Annotated in this window: 12 protein-coding genes, 1 pseudogene and 1 riboswitch; of the genes and pseudogenes, 6 read left to right on the top strand and 7 right to left on the bottom strand. The window is 42.6% G+C overall.

What is annotated here, in order from left to right; genetic code table 11:
• Window positions 1-209: 209 nt before the first annotated feature.
• From D0T57_RS04615 to D0T57_RS04600, 4 genes and pseudogenes are all read right to left on the bottom strand, one after another.
• Window positions 210-2,186, bottom strand: a complete 1,977-nt coding sequence (locus D0T57_RS04615; protein ID WP_163271355.1) for a TonB-dependent siderophore receptor — start codon at window positions 2,184-2,186, stop codon at window positions 210-212.
• A 110-nt stretch (window positions 2,187-2,296) separates the two neighbouring features.
• Window positions 2,297-2,494, bottom strand: a riboswitch (cobalamin riboswitch).
• A 171-nt stretch (window positions 2,495-2,665) separates the two neighbouring features.
• Window positions 2,666-3,367 (bottom strand): annotated as a pseudogene (locus D0T57_RS04610) (MIP family channel protein); the annotation flags it as partial.
• Between the two features lie 112 nt (window positions 3,368-3,479).
• Window positions 3,480-5,426 carry an ABC-F family ATP-binding cassette domain-containing protein gene (locus D0T57_RS04605; protein WP_163271351.1) on the bottom strand — a complete coding sequence of 649 codons (1,947 nt, stop codon included), beginning with the start codon at window positions 5,424-5,426 and terminating at the stop codon, window positions 3,480-3,482.
• 178 nt (window positions 5,427-5,604) lie between these two features.
• Complete coding sequence (locus D0T57_RS04600) at window positions 5,605-5,772, bottom strand: DUF362 domain-containing protein (protein ID WP_006799560.1); 168 nt, start codon at window positions 5,770-5,772, stop codon at window positions 5,605-5,607.
• A gap of 308 nt (window positions 5,773-6,080) precedes the next feature.
• Here D0T57_RS04600 and D0T57_RS04595 point away from each other — a divergent pair, with 308 nt between their 5' ends.
• On the top strand, window positions 6,081-7,886 hold the full coding sequence (locus D0T57_RS04595) for a VWA domain-containing protein (protein WP_163271349.1): 1,806 nt from the start codon (window positions 6,081-6,083) through the stop codon (window positions 7,884-7,886).
• Window positions 7,887-8,014: 128 nt separating this feature from the next.
• On the opposite strand, the gene D0T57_RS04590 is transcribed toward D0T57_RS04595, so the two are convergent.
• Both D0T57_RS04590 and D0T57_RS04585 read right to left on the bottom strand, forming a co-directional pair.
• On the bottom strand, window positions 8,015-10,399 hold the full coding sequence (locus tag D0T57_RS04590) for a hypothetical protein (RefSeq protein WP_163271347.1): 2,385 nt from the start codon (window positions 10,397-10,399) through the stop codon (window positions 8,015-8,017).
• Between the two features lie 439 nt (window positions 10,400-10,838).
• Complete coding sequence (locus D0T57_RS04585) at window positions 10,839-12,572, bottom strand: phosphoenolpyruvate carboxykinase (protein ID WP_163271345.1); 1,734 nt, start codon at window positions 12,570-12,572, stop codon at window positions 10,839-10,841.
• A 347-nt stretch (window positions 12,573-12,919) separates the two neighbouring features.
• Here D0T57_RS04585 and D0T57_RS04580 point away from each other — a divergent pair, with 347 nt between their 5' ends.
• The 3 genes from D0T57_RS04580 (at window position 12,920) to D0T57_RS04570 (ending at window position 15,223) form a co-directional block, all read left to right on the top strand.
• Entirely contained in the window at window positions 12,920-13,978 is a 1,059-nt protein-coding gene (locus tag D0T57_RS04580; RefSeq protein ID WP_163271343.1) for a class I fructose-bisphosphate aldolase, read from the top strand.
• Between the two features lie 220 nt (window positions 13,979-14,198).
• The gene (locus tag D0T57_RS04575; protein ID WP_163271341.1) at window positions 14,199-14,804 is read left to right on the top strand and encodes a TetR/AcrR family transcriptional regulator; all 606 of its coding nucleotides are present in this window, start codon (window positions 14,199-14,201) and stop codon (window positions 14,802-14,804) included.
• A gap of 92 nt (window positions 14,805-14,896) precedes the next feature.
• The gene (locus tag D0T57_RS04570; protein ID WP_163271339.1) at window positions 14,897-15,223 is read left to right on the top strand and encodes a multidrug efflux SMR transporter; all 327 of its coding nucleotides are present in this window, start codon (window positions 14,897-14,899) and stop codon (window positions 15,221-15,223) included.
• Between the two features lie 163 nt (window positions 15,224-15,386).
• Here D0T57_RS04570 and D0T57_RS04565 read toward each other — a convergent pair whose 3' ends face one another.
• The gene (locus tag D0T57_RS04565) at window positions 15,387-16,649 is read right to left on the bottom strand and encodes a hemolysin family protein (RefSeq protein WP_163271337.1); all 1,263 of its coding nucleotides are present in this window, start codon (window positions 16,647-16,649) and stop codon (window positions 15,387-15,389) included.
• A gap of 281 nt (window positions 16,650-16,930) precedes the next feature.
• Here D0T57_RS04565 and gdhA point away from each other — a divergent pair, with 281 nt between their 5' ends.
• Both gdhA and secDF read left to right on the top strand, forming a co-directional pair.
• Window positions 16,931-18,265 carry an NADP-specific glutamate dehydrogenase gene (gene gdhA / locus D0T57_RS04560; protein WP_163271335.1) on the top strand — a complete coding sequence of 445 codons (1,335 nt, stop codon included), beginning with the start codon at window positions 16,931-16,933 and terminating at the stop codon, window positions 18,263-18,265.
• Window positions 18,266-18,596: 331 nt separating this feature from the next.
• Window positions 18,597-21,563, top strand: coding sequence for a protein translocase subunit SecDF (secDF, locus tag D0T57_RS04555; protein ID WP_163271334.1), 2,967 nt, complete (start codon window positions 18,597-18,599; stop codon window positions 21,561-21,563).
• The last annotated feature ends 4 nt before the right edge of the window (window positions 21,564-21,567 follow it).

The following is a 21,567-nucleotide window of genomic DNA, read 5'->3' as shown; positions in this document are numbered from 1 at the left end:
TCTTTCTAAGATACTAAAAATCAAGGTCTTTTCAAAATAATATCCCTCTTATTATCAGTCATTTTTTCCCATTTTCCCTATTTTTGTCATGTACTTAGCACATGTAACACTTTTTTTTATATTTCTCGGATGTTACTTTTTCTTGTCGAGGCTTTGCTCCGAAGTTCCCTGTGGGGGATTTAGGTGGCTTCCCTATAGATAAAATTATATCAGAATCTTGCACCCAAAGTAACTTTAAACGACCGCCCCGGCATAGGATAATATGCAATTATATCATAATACTTATTCCACAAATTCAATACATTCCCTTGCAGATATATTTGGCTTTGTTTCACCTTAAACTCCCTGTACAGGGAAATACTATGGTCGGTATATCTGTCTACCTTACTGTCAGCCTCGTTTATAAGGAGCGAATAGCGTTCGGAAGCTGCAACTACCGAATAAGAAAACTCTACCCACGGATTGACAAAAGTAAGCGTAGCGGCACCCGAATGCTTTGGAGTATATGGCAACTGGTGCTTGTATCTTTCGGTTTCTTTGTCGGTTACATCCTGTGCCTGCATAAAACTGTAAGACAATGACATATTCAACCCGAATTTCTTGTTTATGGTAGCATTTGCCGACAAACGGGCGTCTATTCCTTTTATATCGGCATTGCCGACATTCATTGTTGTAGCCAGAAACGTTTTAGGTATAATTACGATCTTATCATCCACCTTGTTGCGATACCCATCTACCGAAAAGTTCAGGTAATCGACCGGCGTATTGGTTATTGCCCCTACCCACGTTAGCCCGACATTCAATTGCTTTGCCGATTCGGGATCCAGAACTTTATGTACCGACGAATAATATAATTCGGTGAAAGTAGGCACGCGGTATATATGTTTATACGATGCCCTCAACCTCAGATTGGTGGCGGCAAAAGGCTTGTACGAAATACTTAGCAACGGCGATATTTTTTTATATTTATTATCTCCGTAGTTATTCTTCACCTCTTCCGAAATATAAGTAGCCAATGCCCCGGCTGTGATGGTAAGAAATGAATTATTGTATCTGGCTGTAAATGCCGACAGCGAAGCGTAACGTTTAGGGTATGGCAGGTTGTCGCCAAACTGCTGTATTTTGTTATCCAGCTTGTTGAAAAACAAATCTTCGGCCAACGAGAACGAAAAATGCCGGTTAGCATCAAACTGCAATGAGTTAGACAGATACGCCTCTTGTTCCTTGTATTTATTAGTTACATTGTCGTCTCTGTAGCGGGTATATACATAATCGTATTTAGCATTCGACTTTAGGTGAAAGCCGGAACCAAACTTCTTATCATACGATATCTGCGCGAAAGCATTTTTGTCCCACAAACGTTCTACCGAATAATCGTTGCCTAGAATAACTGCGCCGGGCAATCCCCGTTCGGAATCGAAGTAATATACTTTGGCTTTCAGCAATCCTGCATTGCCCATATCCGTGTAGAGATTAACCTCGCTACGGAAAATATCCACATCACTATTTTTGCGTTTGCGTTCGGGTATCAGTTTGTCAATATCTTCCGACAGCGAATAGTTGCCGTCTGCCCGTTGCCAACTGGCATTTGCTGAAAGCGAAGACGATTTGCCGATTTTCTGCGCATAATCTACCATCGGATTGAACAACCCGAACGAACCTGCTGTAATTTTAGAATGTATCCTGTAACTCTTATTTCGAAAACGGGGGGCTGATGTTTGCAAGTTTAAAACACCACCCGAAGCCAATGCCCTTGCCGTTTGCAGCATTTCGTCCGACTGCCCGATATTGAGGGATACGGCCGATATATTATCAAGGGAAAAACGTCCGACGTCTACCTGTCCCGACTGTACATTGCTAATCGTAACACCATCGTAACTCACAGCCGTATGCTCTGCACCCATGCCACGGATAGCAATCGTTTTCAGTCCGCCTACGCCGCCATAATCTTTCAGTACGATGCCATTGAAACGGCGTACGGCATCCGACACCGATTGAATGCCTTGTTTCAACAATTCTTCGCTGGTTATCACTTGCAGAGGAGTGGCCGATAAGGCTTCGGAAGGCTTGTTGGCTGCCGAAATTTCAACTTCGCCCAGCCGATGGGCTTTTATACTGTCGTTTGTCTGGGCATAACTACCCCGAACGAATAAAGAAATAAATGTGATTGCAATTAATATTCTCATCTTCAGCTATACTATCTGTACAATGGGGCTTCCGATGACAAATGAAAAGAAAAAGAATAGATATGTAATTATACAAATCCAAAAGTTCTCTAAGCCTTATTCCTCGAAAGCTTTACTTCACTCGTTCTGGCAGGTTTTCTGACTCGTTCCATTTTACACGCCTTCCCAGATTTTAATCCAGTGGCATAAGAATTGTGTAAAACATTTTAAGAACTCACAGCAGCGGGTCTGTTCAGGATTTGCACCTGATTCCCTTTTAATCACTTTTTACGGATGTAAAGAATGACACCACAACGGGGGACAAAGGTAGAATAAAATTCAAAACAATTCTACTTAATATGAATTATTTTAAAATTTTCTTGTGTAGAGTGTAAGAGCCTGTCAGAAAATATCAAACTTGCCAATTAAAGCACAGCGTATAACAAAAAAAGGCATCCTCGATTAGGACACCTTCATTATAATTCATAGATTTTTATGCCTTAAGCCTTATTTGTATCCACTACTTTCCATACGATGGCAGAAAGGGCAGCACCTATAAACGGAGCTACGATAAACAACCACAGTTGAGAAAGAGCCTTACCACCTTCTATTGCATCGAATAAAGCTGGGCCTACGCTACGGGCAGGATTCACCGATGTGCCTGTAATGGGAATACATACGATATGAACCAACACAAGGGAAAGTCCGATAGCCAGACCTGCAAAGTTTCCGGCACCACCCTCGGAAGTAGTTCCCAACACGACCAATACGAAGATAAACGTGAACACCACTTCGGCTATAAAGGCTGTAACCATAGCACCTTCAGCGAATCCGTTAGCTCCGGTCAGGGTAGTTGTCGAACCAGAATCTTTTGCCAGGATATACAATATAGCCGAACCGATAATAGCACCTATTACCTGAAAGACCATATACATCGCAGCATCTTTGCCCGACATCCTTTTCGACAGGTAAACACCCAGCGTGATAGCCGGATTGATATGGCAACCCGACACCTTGCCTATAGTATATGCCATAGCTACTACCGACAATCCGAATGCAAACGCTACACCTAATGTTCCCACCGATGCAAAAGGTTGGCCTGCTCCTGCAAATACGGCTGCACCGCATCCCATTAATACCAGAACCATCGTTCCGATCATTTCTGCTAAATACTTTTTCATTGTTTTTTGTTTTTTATAAAGTTTTCTTCATACAAATAAATCCGCTTATACAACAACAAACCATGCAATACGGTTCTGCTTATTTATATAAAACGTCTTGGTTTCCTTTATATTTTCCAGAGACTCGCTAAAATCAGTCAAGTTCCTTTCTTTGTTCGTCTAACGAGAATGTCAACTCTTCCCACCTCGACATGTCTGCATCCAATTCTTTAACCAATGCCCCATGCCTTTCGAAAAGGGCTGTATCGGCCGCACCTTCGGGCGTAGACAATTGTTCTTCTATCTGTTTTACCTCAGCTTCCTTGTCTTCTATAGCTTGTTCTATTTCGGCAACTTGCTTTTCCATACGCTTTATCTGGCGCGATAGTTCTTTACGCTCTTCGTACGATAGCTTGCTTGCAGGTTTCGACTCTTCTGCTGTTTCCGTGGCCTTGGCTTTAGGTACATCGTTCTTTTCCAACTCTTTCAGGCTATCCATCTTCTTCTTTTCAAGAAATTCATAGATACCACCAAGATGTTCTTTTACCTGCTGGTTGCCAAACTCGTAAACTTTATCTACCAACCCATTAAGGAAATCGCGGTCATGCGAAACAACGATTACCGTGCCGTCAAATTCTTTCAGCGCTTCTTTCAATACGTCTTTCGACCTCATATCGAGGTGATTGGTAGGTTCATCGAGAATAAGCAGGTTGACAGGTTCGAGCAGCAGGCGTATCATAGCCAGACGGCTACGCTCTCCTCCCGACAGCACTTTCACTTTCTTGTCCGAAGCTTCGCCCCCAAACATGAAAGCACCGAGAATATCCCTTATTTTTGTACGTATATCTCCTACAGCCACATAATCTATGGTTTCGAATACAGTATGGTTTTCATTCAGAAGTTGTGCCTGGTTCTGGGCAAAATAGCCGATTTTGACGTTATGCCCCAATTCCAGCTTTCCGCCAAAATCTATTTCTCCCATGATGCATTTTACCAGAGTAGACTTACCTTCTCCGTTCTTTCCCACAAATGCAACCTTATCGCCCCTGTGTATCGTAAGATTCACGTTGCTAAAGACCAGATGGTTTCCATAACGTTTGTCTACACCTTCGGCTATTACCGGATACGAACCCGAACGCGGCGCAGGAGGAAATTTAAGGCTGAGCATGGCATTATCTTCGTCGTCCACCTCCAAGCGTTCCAGCCTGTCGAGTTGCTTAATACGCGACTGCACCTGCACGGCTTTGGTCGCTTTATAACGGAAACGCTCGATAAACTCTTCTGTCTTTTGTATCTGTTTTTGCTGGTTCTCGAAGGCACGCATCTGTTGTTCGCGATGCTCTTTTCTCAGCTCCACATATTTAGAGTAAGGGACTTTGTAGTCATAAATACGCCCCAACGATATCTCGATAGTACGTTGCGTGACAGCATCGAGGAATGCCCTGTCGTGCGACACCAGCACTACGGCATTGGCGCGTGTGGAAAGGAACGATTCGAGCCATTGTATAGATTCGATGTCCAGATGGTTGGTAGGCTCATCGAGCAACAATACATCGGGACGTTGCAAAAGCAACTTCGCCAATTCTATACGCATCCGCCATCCACCGCTGAACTCGCTTGTAGGGCGGTCGAAGTCTGTACGCATAAAACCCAGCCCCATCAAAGTTTTCTCTACTTCCGCCTGAAAGTTATTCCCCCCCGACATCAGAAATTGTTCGTTAAGATAGGAAGACCGTTCGATCAGGTTGTGGTATTCTTCCGATTCGTAGTCGGTACGTTCTGCCAACTGTGTGTTTACTTTCTGAAGTTCGGCTTCTATCTTATGGATGTGGCCAAATGCCAACGAAGCTTCTTCGATAACCGTATTGCCTTCTTTCAGCGTCATGTGCTGGGGCAGATAGCCGATAGAGACGTCTTTGGGTAATGATACGTTTCCTTTTGTTGGCTGTTGCAATCCTGCAAAAATCTTAAGCATTGTCGATTTTCCCGCACCATTTTTGCCCACGAGGGCTATGCGTTCTTTCTTATTTACGACAAACGATATATCATCAAACAGGGTAAACCCTCCGAACTCAACTGTTAAACTTTCTACAGATACCACAATGTTTTCATTTTTTTATCTGCACAAAAGTAGTAAAAATGTATGGGAATACTTTCCCTGTACCTCAGTATAGATAAACTAAAAGAAAAAAATAGCCGCAATTTGCATTGCAGCTATCTGTTTTTAATATCTTTTTCCTATCCGACAAGTACCCGGACAAGATATTTATTCCTGATTGTTATGCAGGATGGATTGCTTCAGTTGGACAAGCATCAGCGCAAGTTCCGCAATCTGTACAAGTATCCGGATCGATTTTGTAGATATCGCCCTCAGATATTGCGTTTACAGGACATTCGTCGATACAAGTTCCGCAAGCAATGCAATCTTCATTAATTACGTAAGCCATGATTTTCTTTTTTTTATTTATTACTAACTTTGATATATTGACATAGCAAATATAGCTAGTTTTTTTGTTCGACCAAAATACACGGTAGTAGATATTTTAAATGCCATTATTGTTTATATCTATAGCCTCTCCCCACTGAAAAACAAATCGTTTGTATAACAATGCTTTATATCAATCACCACTCCTTCTAATTTAAACTTATTGTAAATAACAGCCGGCTAAACAAAAAATCGACACCCGGTTATGGAATATCCTAAAGAATTGATTCTATTATAAAAAGAAACAATTTTAACTAAACACAAAAGGATATGAAAACGAAAAAAATTTTACTGTTAGTCCTGCTCCCGTTATTCCTGATGGCATGTAATAGCAATAAGCAAAATGACAAAGATCAGAATACAGTCCGTGCCGAAATCCAGCAAACAGACAACTATTTAAAAAATAAAGAGATACCCCCCAGCCAAAAGCAGGAAGAAGAGCCATCTCCCCCACTCCTAAAACCTGTACCTCCTACAATAGTCAAAGATGCAGATTATAATTCTAACAGGTCTGCTGTCCAGATTTCGGTAGATGATGCAATAGAACATGTAGAAATTGTGGAACTGCGGGAACACAAAATGATAGTTCAGGAAGCACCACTCGAAGAACAGGCATTTATAATAGTAGAATCACATCGCGACAGAACTCATAACGAGGAATATGCATCATATACCGAAAACAAATTCCGCATGGCAAAAGAAGAACCCCTCTCTACGTTTTCGGTAGATGTAGACGCAGCTTCGTACAGTAATTTCCGTCGCTTTGTAAACCGTGGCGACCTGCCTCGCAAAGATGCCATACGCATAGAAGAGATGGTAAACTATTTCTCTTACAACTATTCCGAACCCGAAGGCAAAGACCCTGTAAAGATTTCGACAGAAGTGGGGACATGCCCTTGGAATGAGCAGCACCGCCTTGTAAAAATAGGACTTAAAGCACGTAATGTGCCGTCGGCCAACCTGCCCGCATCCAATTTTGTTTTCCTGATAGACGTTTCGGGCTCTATGTATGGCGCTACGCGTCTCGAACTGGTGAAGACATCCCTAAAAATGTTAGTAAATAACCTGCGGGAGGAAGACCGTGTAGCCATCGTTGTATATGCAGGCAACGCTGGGGAAGTGCTGCCTTCTACATCGGGAGCCGATAAGCAGAAGATAAAAGAATCTCTCGCCAATCTCACAGCCGGAGGTTCTACGGCCGGAGGAGCAGGCATCCAACTGGCCTACAAAATAGCACGCAAGAACTTCATAAAGGGAGGCAACAACCGTATTATACTTTGTACCGATGGCGACTTTAATGTAGGAGTATCCAGCAACAACGGTCTGAAAACCCTGATAGAAGAGGAACGGAAATCAGGCGTATTCCTTTCCATCCTCGGCTATGGCATGGGTAACTATAAAGATAGTAAGATGCAAACATTGGCGCAAGCAGGAAACGGTAACCATGCCTATATAGACAATCTGCAGGAAGCCAACAAGGTACTTGTAAACGAATTTGGCTCTACGATGTACACAGTAGCCAAAGATGTAAAGCTGCAAATAGAATTTAACCCAACCAAAGTACAGGCCTACAGGCTGGTAGGCTACGAAAGCCGCCTACTGAATAAAGAGGACTTCAACGACGACACCAAAGATGCCGGAGAAATGGGTGCAGGCCATACCGTTACAGCATTTTACGAAGTGGTTCCCGTAGGTGTAAAAAGCAACATGATAGGCAATGTAGACCCTTTGAAATATCAGAATGAAGACCAGCCGACAAGCAATCGGAAAATAGGAAAAAGCCTTTTGCCCGACCTGCTTACCGTAAAGGTTAGGTATAAGCAACCGGATAGGAATAAAAGCAAAAAAATGGAGGTGACCTTGGTAGATAATAATAGGAATGATGTATCCGACGATTTCCGTTTTGCCGCTTCGGTAGCTATGTTTAGCCAACTGATAAAGGAATCGGACTATAAGGGCAATGCAACATACGACAAAGCTATAGCTTTAGCCCGGTCGGGAACAGGAAATGACAAACAAGGATACCGCCGCGAATTTATTCGCCTGATGGAAAGTGTAAGAGGAATGGCTGATTGAGAATCGGACGCTTGGAAAAGAATCTCTGATACGGCAAATTAAACACATAAAAAGAGGGTGTGTCGAAAAGGACACACCCTCTTAAAAGTGCTCTGTGACAGCGTCATCATATTATTATCTCAACATTCTTATCTCAGAGGTTTATCAGTCAAAATAGCTTCCTGCCCTGTTATAGTACCCAGGTATCCTACTCCGTTTGACAGATTGACGGCCCCCAAATATCCGACCTTGTACTGAACCGATTCTATCTTACTTCCGCTGTATGCTTTTATTGTGTTCCAGCAGCCAGTATTCGCTTCTGCCAATCCGCCACTATTATTCCATGCTGCGCTTCGTTGCGACATATAGACATTTGTTACAAAAGCTCCATGCCTGTCGAACAACCGGATACACCTCGGATCTGTTATGTTGCCGCAATATTGGAGCGCATCAGGATGCCTCAGAGCTTCCTCTTCGCTATTGCACTCTATTGTGGATGCTACCGGCATAAATTCGCTCGCAGAAATATTGTAACTGCCGTTTCCGGTCACCACATACCATTTGTTATTTTGCTTGAATACAAACGCTTTGGCAATAGATCCATTAGGGCATATTGTAGGCGGATTGATAACGGATAGGTGGATAGAACATGAATTTCCTTGTATATCGATAGGGAACGGTACCTTGTCGAGTGTTTGTGTAGGAGTTCCCCTAAACTTGACTGTAATAGAACCCGACGGAGCTGATAATGTTTGTGCTTCTACATATGCTGTTACTCCGTATATCTTACCAATATCACCGGCAGGCAGAGCAAACGATCCGCTGCTCATTGTATAAGGGATGGTGACCGGCTGCGATGTATCACCGATATCTTGGTTTACAAAGCCGGTTATATATATATCGCTACAATTCAACAGGAAAGGTGCGCTTACATTCAAGTTGATAAAACAACTAGCATTTCCTATTGTTATAGGTATAGCTATTAGCCCGGCGCTGGTTGGCGTGCCTTCGAGTGTTACCATTATTATAGAGGCCTGCGATGTAAGGGTTTGTGCCGAAGCTATGCGCGGAGTAATGCCACTGACTGGTTGGCCTATATCGCCCACCGGCAAAGTATATGGAATCCTGTCGAGAACAGCAGGAACCATTACAGCCTTTTTCATATACACTCCCAGTTCGCCCGTAGGTGTCGACGTTGTATTACAGTACAAAGTGACCTGAGGGGCTGAAACAACAACTGACACTGCACAATTGGTTGACGATATCTCGAAGCCCAGATCGCTCGACAATTCCGACAACAGAAGTGAATATATACCCCGTGGCGCTGTTCCGTTGCTCGACACCGAAAAATAAAGGGTTCCGTTTGTAGTCTGGCTGATGGTTTGCGGACGAATGGTGATACTCAGCCCGTTGCCGTATGTATGCGTCATAGGCGTTGTAATCACTTTTTGTATAGACGAATTGTATTTTATCTCATTATCTTCCTCAAACACTGTACGCTCGTTGACTGTATATTGTCCTGTCTTGAGGCTTGAGCAAATAAACTCGAATGGAGCTTTCACATTTACCTCGATATTACAATTGCTACCACCTATTGTTATCGGCACCGATATTTTGCCCGTGGTGGTTGGCGTTCCGGTCAGTGTTACGGTTATATTACCTGTAAGCGTCGATAACGTTTGTTCGACAGCTATACTAGGGGTTATACCATTGATGACAGCCCCTATGTTTCCTGCCGGCACTGTATAGGGAGCCCTGCTCAGGCTATAAGGTACTTGCACTGTGGTGTTGAGAGCAACACCTGCTGTTGCTTCTGCCGATACGCCGGCACAAAAAAGATCGAGTGTTGGCGCACTGATGATAACTGTAGGCAAACAATTGGACGAAAACTTGATATCCAGTTCGCTTTGCAGATCAATCAGGGGGAGTACATATATGCCTGCCGGAGTATTACCGTCGCCCGATATAGTAAAGGTAAACGTTTGATTCACACCTTGTGTGATGGCTTGCGGCGCAACCTTTATGGTCAGTCCGTTGTCGTACGAATGCTCAATAGGGGTCGTCAGATTCTTGCTGAACCCGGAATTGTACTTGATTGTAAGTTCTTTTTCGAATGGGATGTTTACATTCTGATAATACTGGCTGACAGATATTGTAGAACAAAGAAACTCGAAGAAAGTACAGGGATATGAGAGCCTTTCCCATATTTTGCCACTCCACTCGTATGTGCCGGGACAAAGATCTTCTTCGGGATCGTTGGTCAGGTTATATACAATAAGCCCTGTGTGTATTTTTCTTTGCTCATCGGTGTAATCAGATGCTCCCGTTTCGAACATAGGATAAAGATGGGCTTTTTTTGTCAGTAGTACTTTAGGTAGTAAAAGCCCGTTTTGCGAATTTTCTTCACTATTTCCAGTTTGTTTCAGGTCGAGTAGAGCGCCTTTCGCTGGAGGTATATCGGCACCAATAGTTACCTGTCCGGACATAGTTAGGGCTAGGAAGCTTAAAAAGCTTAGAATGAATAATTGCTTCATGATTTACGTAGTTTTATTGTCTCTGTTGGCAAAAGTAGAGAAAATACAACAAAATAAACCAGAAATAAATATATAGCTTTTTCTTATAATTTGCTGATTTCGACAAAAAAGCCTGTTATTTTTATTTAATTTCGCTATTATTTATATTTTTTACACGAATTTATAATAAAAAGCATACTGAAATCTGCGATATTTAAGAAATACAAGACATCTTTACGCAAAATTTACGTACAGCTTTTTTGTTCTTTTAATCATTTATTATACCGGAAGTGGACTTGTTTTGACCGTGATTTTGGAATAACCGTCTGACGCCAATCTATATTCTTTAAACATTTCTTTAATTGTGTGTTAAGAGTAATAAAAGAATGTGGCCGGAAGATTTTTCCTCCGGCCACTCGTAAGCAAAGCTAGTTTGCTACTTCTTTAATAAAGTCAATATTTATTCGTTTATCAAGTCGAATAGTTCTTCTGCTGCCTCACGAGGTCCGTCTTTAGTCTTGCCCTCTATCGCCAGCGATGTGTGCATTTCGCCGATTTTCACACCAGCATCTTTCATATCGTTGAAATATTCGCGTACCAATATTTCGGTTTCTGCACGTTCTTGTACAGGGCCGAACGGGTTTGCAAAGTAAGATTTTACCAATCCCTTTTCGGTGGTGGTTCCTTTGGCTTTGCGTGCACCGTCTTCGAATACCGTTATCGCCTTGTCGAGGTCGTCGTAGATAAGGATTTTTTTGTCGGCTTCATTATAATTATTGGCATACAAGAAGTAGTCGATAGGATAGCCCTTCGATATGATTTCGTAAGTGGAAATAGGAATGGTAACACGGGCATTTACCTTGTCCATGTTGGTATATACCCCTTTGTCAAGCTGTTCGAAGGCATAAGCCGGGTCGAGGTCGTCGACACGCACAAATGCGCCAATCTCTGTACCATAAGCTTTGATTGTTCCGTCATCTTCTTTTTTCAGATAGCCCATATCGTCGAATATCACGCGCATATGGCGGATATAGTTTTCGTTGAGGGTACGGAATGCTTCGAGGCTTTCCGATTTTCCTGCACCGCTATCGCCCATAATGATGATGTTCGACTCTTTGCCGTTGCGCAACACGATGTTTACCATCGCACCGTGTATAGGCAGGCGTTTTTGCTCTATCTGCTTCACATTGTGCAGGGTAAGCAACATTTTCTTCATGTAGCCGAAGTAGTCTATATCGTCGCAGTAGTTGGCATAACCGATAAGTATGTCGTTTTTCTTGTCTTTGTAGTAGAAAGTACGTTTTTCCTCATAGCCGTCAGGATATCCGAATACATAAATCATATCCGGTTTCTTGCCGATGTATTCTGTTTCGGTAGCTATCTCAAACAGGTTGGCAACCCCTATGCCGTGTACCATAAAGTCTTTGTGGAAATATACGAATGTAAGCATATTGCCCACTTTGGCAGGGAATACAAACCAATCGTCTTCGTTGAGAACCACGTTTTCCAGCGGGTTTTGATGATGTTCCTGGAAGATACCGTCGCGTGTATTGCGTTTGGTGTACGATATGTATGGCGGTTGGAATACTACTGTACTGATAAACGGAATGGATGCCAGCCCCTTGTATTCTACCGGGCAGTTCCAGTTCACGTCGTTTAGCGTAAGCCCCGCATTTGCTCCGGCGGTCGATTGGCGGAAGATGCGTGTTTCCTGCCCGTTTACAGTGGCTTGTATGCGGCGTCCTGTAGACAGCAGGAGGTCGTTGAACATATTATTTGCCTGTATGAAGCGTACGTTCTGCAAACCGTCACCCACACGTGTATTTCTTACTATTGTATATCTTTCGAGGCGTTTCCAATAAGCAAACAGCAAGTCAGTCACTTCTATGAAAAGTGCTTTATCTTCGAAAAATTTAGAATATTTATTGTCTACAGCTACCACTTCATCAATCTCGAACACAGTAAGCAATTTGAGCACTTCGATAAACGATTCTACGGCATCGTCTTCGCTGCCAAAAGAGTCTATATAATAATTATAGATAATACGCTCGTCTTTTTTCAATACTTGTTTTATAAAAGATTCGACTACCCGTTTGAAACCATAACTATTAAGAAGCTTTTGCTTTGTATCGCAATATTTCAATGTGAAATTAATCATCGCTCTTCCTCTCGAAAGCGTAAATTCATGTAGCATAATGTATTGTATATTGTTAAATTAATACGAATAAGTTATTCCCTTTTGTCTATCTAAGCAAAGATAACAGAATTATTTGTTTTTTTAGTTATTTTGACAGGTTATAAATAAGGTTTTTTGTTAAATAATCTTTTCATTAAAAGAAATATGCCGGATTTTTAAAAACAGAAACAGGTGTTGTTTGTTTTAATTATAGAAGACCGGAATTGTTCTCTTAGTTTGTTGAAGTAATAAAACACCTGTCTTCTTTTGCACTTCAACATCAAGACAAAAATAATAACAAGCAGTCTGTTTACAATAAAGTTTTAATCGAAAAATAACAATATACACTAAAATTATAATTAAATATGTCACATTCTAATATTACAAAAATCCTGGGCGACCAAAGCGAGTATCTGCTGGGCCATGTAAGCAAAACAATAGACAAATCGTTGATTCATGCACCTTCGCCCAATATAGTAGACAGTGTGTGGATGGACACAGACAGGAACATACCAACTCTCAACAGCCTTCAACGCCTGCTGGGACATGGCCGGCTTGCCAATACCGGGTACTTATCCATTTTGCCCGTCGATCAGGATATCGAACACTCGGCAGGGGCTTCGTTTGCACCCAACCCAATATATTTCGACCCCGAAAACATTGTGAAACTAGCCATAGAAGCCGGATGTAATGCCGTAGCATCTACTTATGGCATACTGGGCTCCGTTGCACGTAAGTATGCGCATAAAATACCGTTCGTAGTAAAAATAAACCACAACGAACTGCTTTCCTACCCTACTTCGTACGACCAGATACTTTTCGGCACAGTGAAAGAAGCTTGGAACATGGGCGCCGCAGCGGTGGGTGCAACCATTTACTTTGGTTCCGAAGAGAGCCGCAGGCAAATAGTCGACATTGCCCGTGCTTTCGAATATGCACACGAACTGGGAATGGCTACAATCCTCTGGTGTTACCTGCGCAACAGTAACTTCAAGAAGGATGGTGTAGACTACCACTCTGCCGCCGACCTGACCAGTCAGGCAAACCGTATCGGTGTAACGATAAAAGCCGACATCGTGAAGCAAAAACTGCCGGTTAACAACGGTGGTTTCAAAGCGATCAATTTCAGCAAATGGGACGAACGTATGTACACCGAACTGTCGAGCGACCACCCTATCGACCTTTGCCGCTATCAGGTAGCCAATGGCTATATGGGGCGTGTGGGGCTGATTAATTCCGGAGGCGAATCGCACGGTGCTGCCGACCTCAAAGATGCGGTTTACACAGCCGTGGTAAACAAACGTGCCGGAGGTATGGGACTGATACTTGGCCGCAAAGCATTCCAGCGTCCAATGAAGGAAGGTGTAGAGCTTATAAATGCGGTACAGGATGTTTACCTCGACAAAGATATAAGTTTAGCGTAGGCTAAATAGTTTTATAGTGTTTTTTATTATAGTTGCCTGGAAAGCCTTACACGTGGTGTGTAGGGCTTTCTTTTTGTATGGGCCGAAGCTAGGCTATATTTTCGGTCGGTTTTCAATTTATTGATATTCTTCACATTAAGTTTGTCGGTTAAAATAAAATTGCCGGTATGAATAAAAAGCTTTAATTTCGTTGAACGATTATTCAATAAGCATTTCAATAATGGAAGCGAAAGATACCATATTGCAAAAAACATTCAACCTCTTGCTGATAAAAGGCTTCGATGCAGTATCTATATCAGACATACAGGAGGCTAGCGGACTTTCGCGCGGTTTGCTCTATCATTATTTCAGGAACAAGGAAGAGCTGTTTATACAGGTTACCGAAAAATATTTTCTCGAAATATTCGATTTCAATTTAGGGAAAACGAAGAATTATAACCTGTCAGGCTTTACCGATTTTATATGCAGGCGTTTCAGGAAGATAGAGAAAACCATTATGAATATTGCTTCACAATCGGCAAATAAAGCTGATGTTACAATACTTAATTATCATTTCCTATCGTATCAGGTAATCCATCGCGATGTGCAGTTCAGAGCCAGGTATCGTGCCACTTTAGAAAAAGAGAAAGCAGGATGGCAACAGGCTTTGCACAACAGCATATCGGCAGGAGAGATAAAACCTGGTATTGACGTTGAGGTTGCTGCCAATCAGCTTTACACCCTCACCAATGGGGTTTGGTTTCAGGTGGTTCTCGACGATGATGCCGGAAGCATGGTAGATAAATTGGAAGAGTCATTATTGCAATATATAGGATTGTTGAGATGATTTTTTTGCCATTTCGTTGAATGATTGTTCAATTGAGAAACAAAAAGCTAATAGCTAAAATAAAGATTTAATTATAACAGACAAATTACATTATGAACTGGGTTTACTTATTATTAGCAAGTGCATTCGAAGTAGGATTTACATTTTCGTTGTCGAAGGCCAAAGAAGCAGTTACGCCTCACACATATTACTGGTATGCAGCTTTTGCTGTCTGCATAGTAGCCAGCATGCTCCTACTGATGAAAGCCACTCAGACCATACCAATGGGAACAGCCTATGCTGTATGGACAGGAATAGGCGCAGCCGGAACAGCTATAATCGGCATTTTGGTATTTAAAGAACCGGCCGGTGCCATGCGGATATTTTTCATATCCACACTGATACTTTCGGTAGTAGGGCTGAAATATGTGGCTCACTGATCCAATATTTTATCGTAAAATTGCTTAGTAACTGTTAGGAAATATAACAAATTGGTTTTCATCTAAAAAAACAGAAGAGTAGCCCGCTACTATCGCTTCGCGAACGAAAAGATATCTCTAAAACAATTCTGAAAATGGAAACGAGATATTTCCTAGCAGTTACTTAAAACTGATACACCAGTAATTTGTCTATACGTGCGCCGTCCATGTCCATTATTTCGAACTGGAAGCCATGCCATTGTGTTTGTTCTCCCGTTTTGGGGATATGCCCCAGCAAGTCGAGTATAAGCCCGCTGATTGTATTATACTCATATTTATTGTACAACTCCCCTTTCTTGAAGTAGGTAAGAAAATCGTAGAAAGAACATTGTCCGTCTACGAGGCAACTTCCATCCGCACGTTGCACGATATCGGGCTCTTCGTGCGGGTCGAGTATCGTACCCACAAGGGCTTCGAGTATATCTTTGAGCGAAACGATGCCCCTGACCGTTCCAAATTCGTCGCAAACCAGGGCATATTGCAAATGGCTGGCTTTCATTTCTTCCAAAGCGCTGTACACTTCCATATTTTCGTAAAAATACTGCACGGGCTTCACCAGCTGGCGCAGGTTGAAATCAGGGTCGATCATTTTCCCAAACAGGTCTTTGAGATAGATAATGCCTTCTATATTGTCGAGGTTCTTGTCGGCAACAGGGTATTTGTCGAACGGATGGCTGTTTACAATGCTTATTATCTCCTCATGGCTCATGTTCACATCCAACCAGACTATATCGTTGCGGTTGGTCATTATCGACTCCAGATCGCGGTCGCCCAATGTAAACACCCGTTCTACAATATCTTGCTCTACAGCCTGTACAGTACCATCCTGCGCACCTTCCTTTACCATTGTCTTTATCTCTTCTTCGGTAACTTTCGCCTCCGAATCTTTCACACCCAATATATTGAATATAAAAGATGTACTTTTCGAAAGTGCCCATACAAACGGCGATGCTACGACCGAAAGATAGTGCATAGGCTTGGCTATAAACTTGGCTATCTTTTCGGAGGCGCTCAGTCCGATGCGTTTAGGAACCAGTTCGCCAAAAACAATGGTGAAATATGTCACTATCACTACTATTATTACTTTGGATGCAGCCAACTGGTAAGCTGTAGGCATACCGGTTTTTGCCAACAGGTGCGAAAAGTCGTCGGCAAGCACATCGCCCGAATAGAGCCCTGTGATGATGCCGATAAGGGTGATGCCTACCTGCACAGTGGATAAGAATTTATTCGGATTGCCGGCTAAATCGAGTGCCGACCGGGCAGCTTTGTTGCCATGTTTGGCTTCGTTGGTCAGGCTCGATTTGCGCGCCGAAACCACAGCGATTTCCGACATCGAGAATATGCCATTGAGTAAAACAAGGCCTATAATAATTAATACGTCCATTTTAGTTTAGATTTACAGTCTGCTAATTTAGCTATTTCACCTTATTATACAGGTATGATAAACGCAAAAAACTTTAACTAGTATCCTATATTGCATATTAATCATGCCGATCAGACATAGGGAAGAAGAAAATATTGCTAACTGATAACTGCTGGCTGTTAACAGAAAACGCGTCTCTTTTTATATTATAAAACAGAAAAAAATAATTGACATTTTGAAGCATTTATATCCCGTTTATTTATATATTTGTGTAGTTAGTCAACAATTTTAACTTATAGAATATGAAAATAGATAGCATTTTATCATCTCTGGAAGCAAAACACCCCGGCGAGTCCGAATTTTTGCAGGCAGTAAAAGAAGTATTGGTTTCGATAGAAGACGTTTACAACCAGCACCCTGAGTTTGAGAAGCACCGCATCATAGAACGGCTTGTAGAGCCCGACCGCATATTCACTTTCAAAGTGCCGTGGGTAGACGACCGTGGCGACATACAGGTAAACCTCGGATACCGTGTGCAGTTCAACAACGCTATCGGCCCATACAAAGGTGGATTGAGGTTTCACGCATCGGTAAACCTATCTTCGCTCAAATTCCTCGGTTTTGAGCAAACCTTCAAAAATGCGCTCACTACCCTGCCGATGGGTGGAGGCAAAGGTGGTTCCGATTTCAGCCCGAAAGGGAAATCCAATGGCGAAATCATGCGCTTCTGCCAGGCCTTTATGCTCGAACTGTGGCGCAATATAGGCCCCGACACCGACGTTCCGGCAGGAGATATAGGCGTAGGCGCACGCGAAATAGGATACCTGTATGGTATGTATAAAAAACTGGCGCGCGAAAATACCGGCACATTCACAGGCAAAGGGCTCGAATACGGCGGTTCGCTGGTTCGCCCCGAAGCTACAGGATTCGGAGCATTATATTTTGTCCACGAAATGCTTAAAGCCAAAAATATCGGCATCGAAGGCAAAACAGTTGCCATATCGGGCTTTGGCAATGTGGCATGGGGCGCAGCCTTGAAAGCCACAGAACTGGGAGCCAAAGTAGTCACCATATCGGGTCCCGACGGCTACATATACGATCCCGATGGCATAAGCGGCGAAAAGATAGGCTATATGCTCGAATTGCGCGATTCGGGAGAAGACATCGTTGCCCCATATGCCGTAAAATACCCGAACTCAACCTTCCACGCTGGAAAAAAACCGTGGGTGGAAAAAGTAGACATTGCATTGCCATGTGCCATACAGAATGAACTGAACGAGAAAGATGCTGAAGCACTGATCGCTAACGGGGTAACCTGTGTAGCCGAAGTGTCGAACATGGGATGCACAGCCGAGGCTGTCGACCTGTTTCTCGAAAAACAAGTATTATTCGCTCCCGGCAAAGCCGTCAACGCAGGGGGAGTGGCTACTTCGGGACTGGAAATGAGCCAGAACGCCATGCATATACAGTGGGGCGCAGAAGAAGTAGACCAACGCCTGCACGGCATAATGCGAAACATTCACGAACAATGCCTCAAATTTGGGAAAGACGGTAATTATACCAATTATGTAAAAGGAGCTAATGTTGCCGGATTTATGAAGGTAGCACGCGCTATGATAGCACAGGGAGTAGTATAAATAAACGGTTGCAATCTACTATCATCTATCTTTTTTGTCACAAAACCTGCTTCTTTACCAAGTAAAGCTATTCATAATAAAAACATTTTTGCATCCCGGCAGTAAAGGAGCAGGTCTATTATAAACGAAAAACACGCCACCGGCCTGTATATTTTTCTTTATATTTATTATCAATCGTATAAAATAAAAGATTATATTTGCACGCTCGAAAGTGTGTATATATCTGAATTAGGCTTGCGTCTTTGATGAAAAGCACTAGATATATGCCTGTTTTCGGCGTTTAGAATTAAATATAGAAATAACATATAAATAACAAAAAGTAAAATTCGAGATGCAAAACAAAGGCTTTGTAATGACATTTTCCATTCTCCTTGTGTTGGTGTGTCTGTTCTATTTGTCTTTTACGTTTGTAACCAGAAGTTACGACAAGAAAGCGGTAGAATTTGCCACAACCTATGCTGCAGAGAATGCGAAAGGCGATCAACAACTGTATGATGAGTTGTATAACAGACAATACAATTACTATCTGGATTCGATGTCGACTGAGCGCGTCTGGTTAAACTTTACGGATGAGATGGGTTATACCCTTAAACAATGCCGTGAGAAAGAAATCGGACTCGGACTCGACCTCAAAGGTGGTATGAGTGTTATAGTAGAAGTAGATGCAGCGGCAGTTCTCCGCACACTGGGCGACTCCGAGAACGAAGCGTTCCTTAACGCTCTGCAAGAAGCTTCTACAGAAAATCAAAAAGGTAGTAACCGTGACTATATCACCATCTTTGTTGATAAGTTCAGAGCAGCAAACGGCAATGATAAATTGGCCGGAGTTTTTGCAACAAAGCTAAAAGATCAGCAAATCACAGCTCAGGATAAAGATGATAAAGTAATCGCTGCTTTGCGTACCGAATTGCAAAGTATAGCCGACAACTCTTTCAACGTGCTGCGCACACGTATCGACCGTTTCGGTGTAGTTGCTCCAAATATCCAAAAACTGGACAACCGCGCAGAACGCATTATGATAGAGCTTCCGGGTATAAAAGAACCTGAGCGTGTAAGAAAACTGCTTCAAGGTAATGCAAACCTTGAATTCTGGAAAACGTACAACGGTTCCGAAATTAACGGTTACTGGGCATCTCTCGACGAGCGTACCCGCCAACTTCTGTCTGCTAACACTAACACTGTGGCAACAGACTCGGTTCAGGTAAATGCAGATTCTACAGCAGTAGTAGAAAATGTATCAGCAAACGTTGCAGACCTTGGATTTAAGAAACCGTTGAGCGAACTGCTACAAAGATATCCTGACGGTCCGATGGTAGGTATTGCACACAAGAACGACACATCTGCCGTCAACACAATATTGAACAAATATAAAGATTTGTATCCTGGCGACCTGAAATTCGCTTGGGGCTTCAAGGCAGAAGATGCAAAAGAAACATACTTCGCACTTTACTCGCTTCGCGGCGATGGTATAAAGAAAGGCCCTGCCCTCGACGGAGAAGTTGTTGTATCAGCTAAAGCCGACCAGGCACAAAACAGTGCAGCATGGGTAGTAGATATGCAAATGAATACTACTGGTTCGCAACGTTGGGCTACAATAACAGGAGCCGAAAAAGGAAAGGCTATCGCGATCGTACTCGACGGATATGTATATTCTGCACCTAATGTAAACGACCGCATAGAAGGCGGACGCTCTCAAATCTCAGGAAGATTTACCGTAGATGATGCAAAAGACCTTGAAAACGTGCTGAGATCGGGTAAGATGAAAGCCGGTGTAAGCATCGTGCAAGAAGACGTTGTAGGTCCATCTTTGGGACAAGAAGCTATCGACGCAGGTATGATATCGTTCCTGCTTGCCCTTATCCTTATCATGATCTATATGTGTTTGGCATATGGTATCATACCGGGACTTGTGGCTAATGCGGCTCTATTGCTCAACTTATTCTTTACAATGGGTATCCTCGCCTCGTTTGGGGCTGTACTTACCCTGCCGGGAATAACAGGGCTTGTGCTCTCGCTGGGTATGGCTGTGGATGCCAATGTATTGATATACGAACGCGCTAAAGAAGAGTTACGCGCAGGCAAGAATACGAAAGTGGCGATTATGGATGGTTACAAACATGCATTCTCGGCTATCTTCGATGCCAACTTAACATCTGTTATCACTGCTGCAATATTGATAATATTCGGAACAGGAGCTATACAAGGTTTTGCTACAACATTGATTATCGGTATCATAGCATCGTTCATCACTGCGGTATTCCTTACCCGTATGTTTTACGATTATATGTTGAACAAAGGTAAGTTCAGAAACCTTACATTTACTACTCCTATAACTAAGAACCTGTTTATCAACACTAAGATCAACTTCTTGGGATTGACAAAGAAGATTATCATCTTCTCGGCTATATTACTTATTGCCGGTGTAGCATCTATGCTTATCAACGGGCTGAACAGAGGTATCGACTTTACAGGTGGACGTAACTATCTTGTTCGCTTCGACAAAACAGTGAACACAGCCGATGTAGAAAAAGCTTTAGCCGCTGAATTTGAAGGTTCTACTGTTCGTGTTATTACGAGTGGTTCGGCAAGTCAATCGGCATCTTCTTCGCAAGTACGTATAACTACCAACTACAAGATAGAAAACACGAGCGATGAAGCAGAAACCGAGATAAGAGCTAAAATGAGCAAAGCTCTTCAAGCCGATCTTGATAGTAAGCCTATCGACGGATTTATACAAAGTTCGCAAACTGTAGGACCAAGCATTGCCGAAGACCTTCAGAAATCGGCTACAATAGCTGTGATAATCGCAATTTTGTGTATGGGATTATATATCCTGATACGTTTCCGCGATGTAGCATTCTCGGTAGGTACATTGGCAGCCGTAGCACACGATGCGCTAGTCGTTATCCTGCTATATTCTATTCTATACAAAATAATGCCATTCTCGATGGAAATAGACCAGTCGTTTATCGCCGCTATACTTACAGTTGTGGGTTACTCTATCAACGACAAGGTGGTTATCTTCGACCGTATCCGCGAAATCAGGACGTTATATCCTAAGCGCAATATTACCGAAACTGTAAACGAAGCATTGAACTCAACATTAGGACGTACAGTAAATACGGCTATGAGTACATTGCTGGGAGTATTTATCATCTTCTTGTTAGGTGGTGATACTATCCGTAGCTTTACATTCGCTATCTTCATCGGTATTATTGTAGGTACTTATTCTTCTCTGTTTATCGCATCTCCTATTGCTTGGGGTATGTTGAAGAAAAAACAAGACAAAGCTGAATAATCAG

It is taken from the genome of Dysgonomonas sp. 511 (assembly GCF_010501105.1).
Classification (GTDB): domain Bacteria; phylum Bacteroidota; class Bacteroidia; order Bacteroidales; family Dysgonomonadaceae; genus Dysgonomonas.
This window is presented reverse-complemented; position numbering and strand designations above follow the sequence as displayed.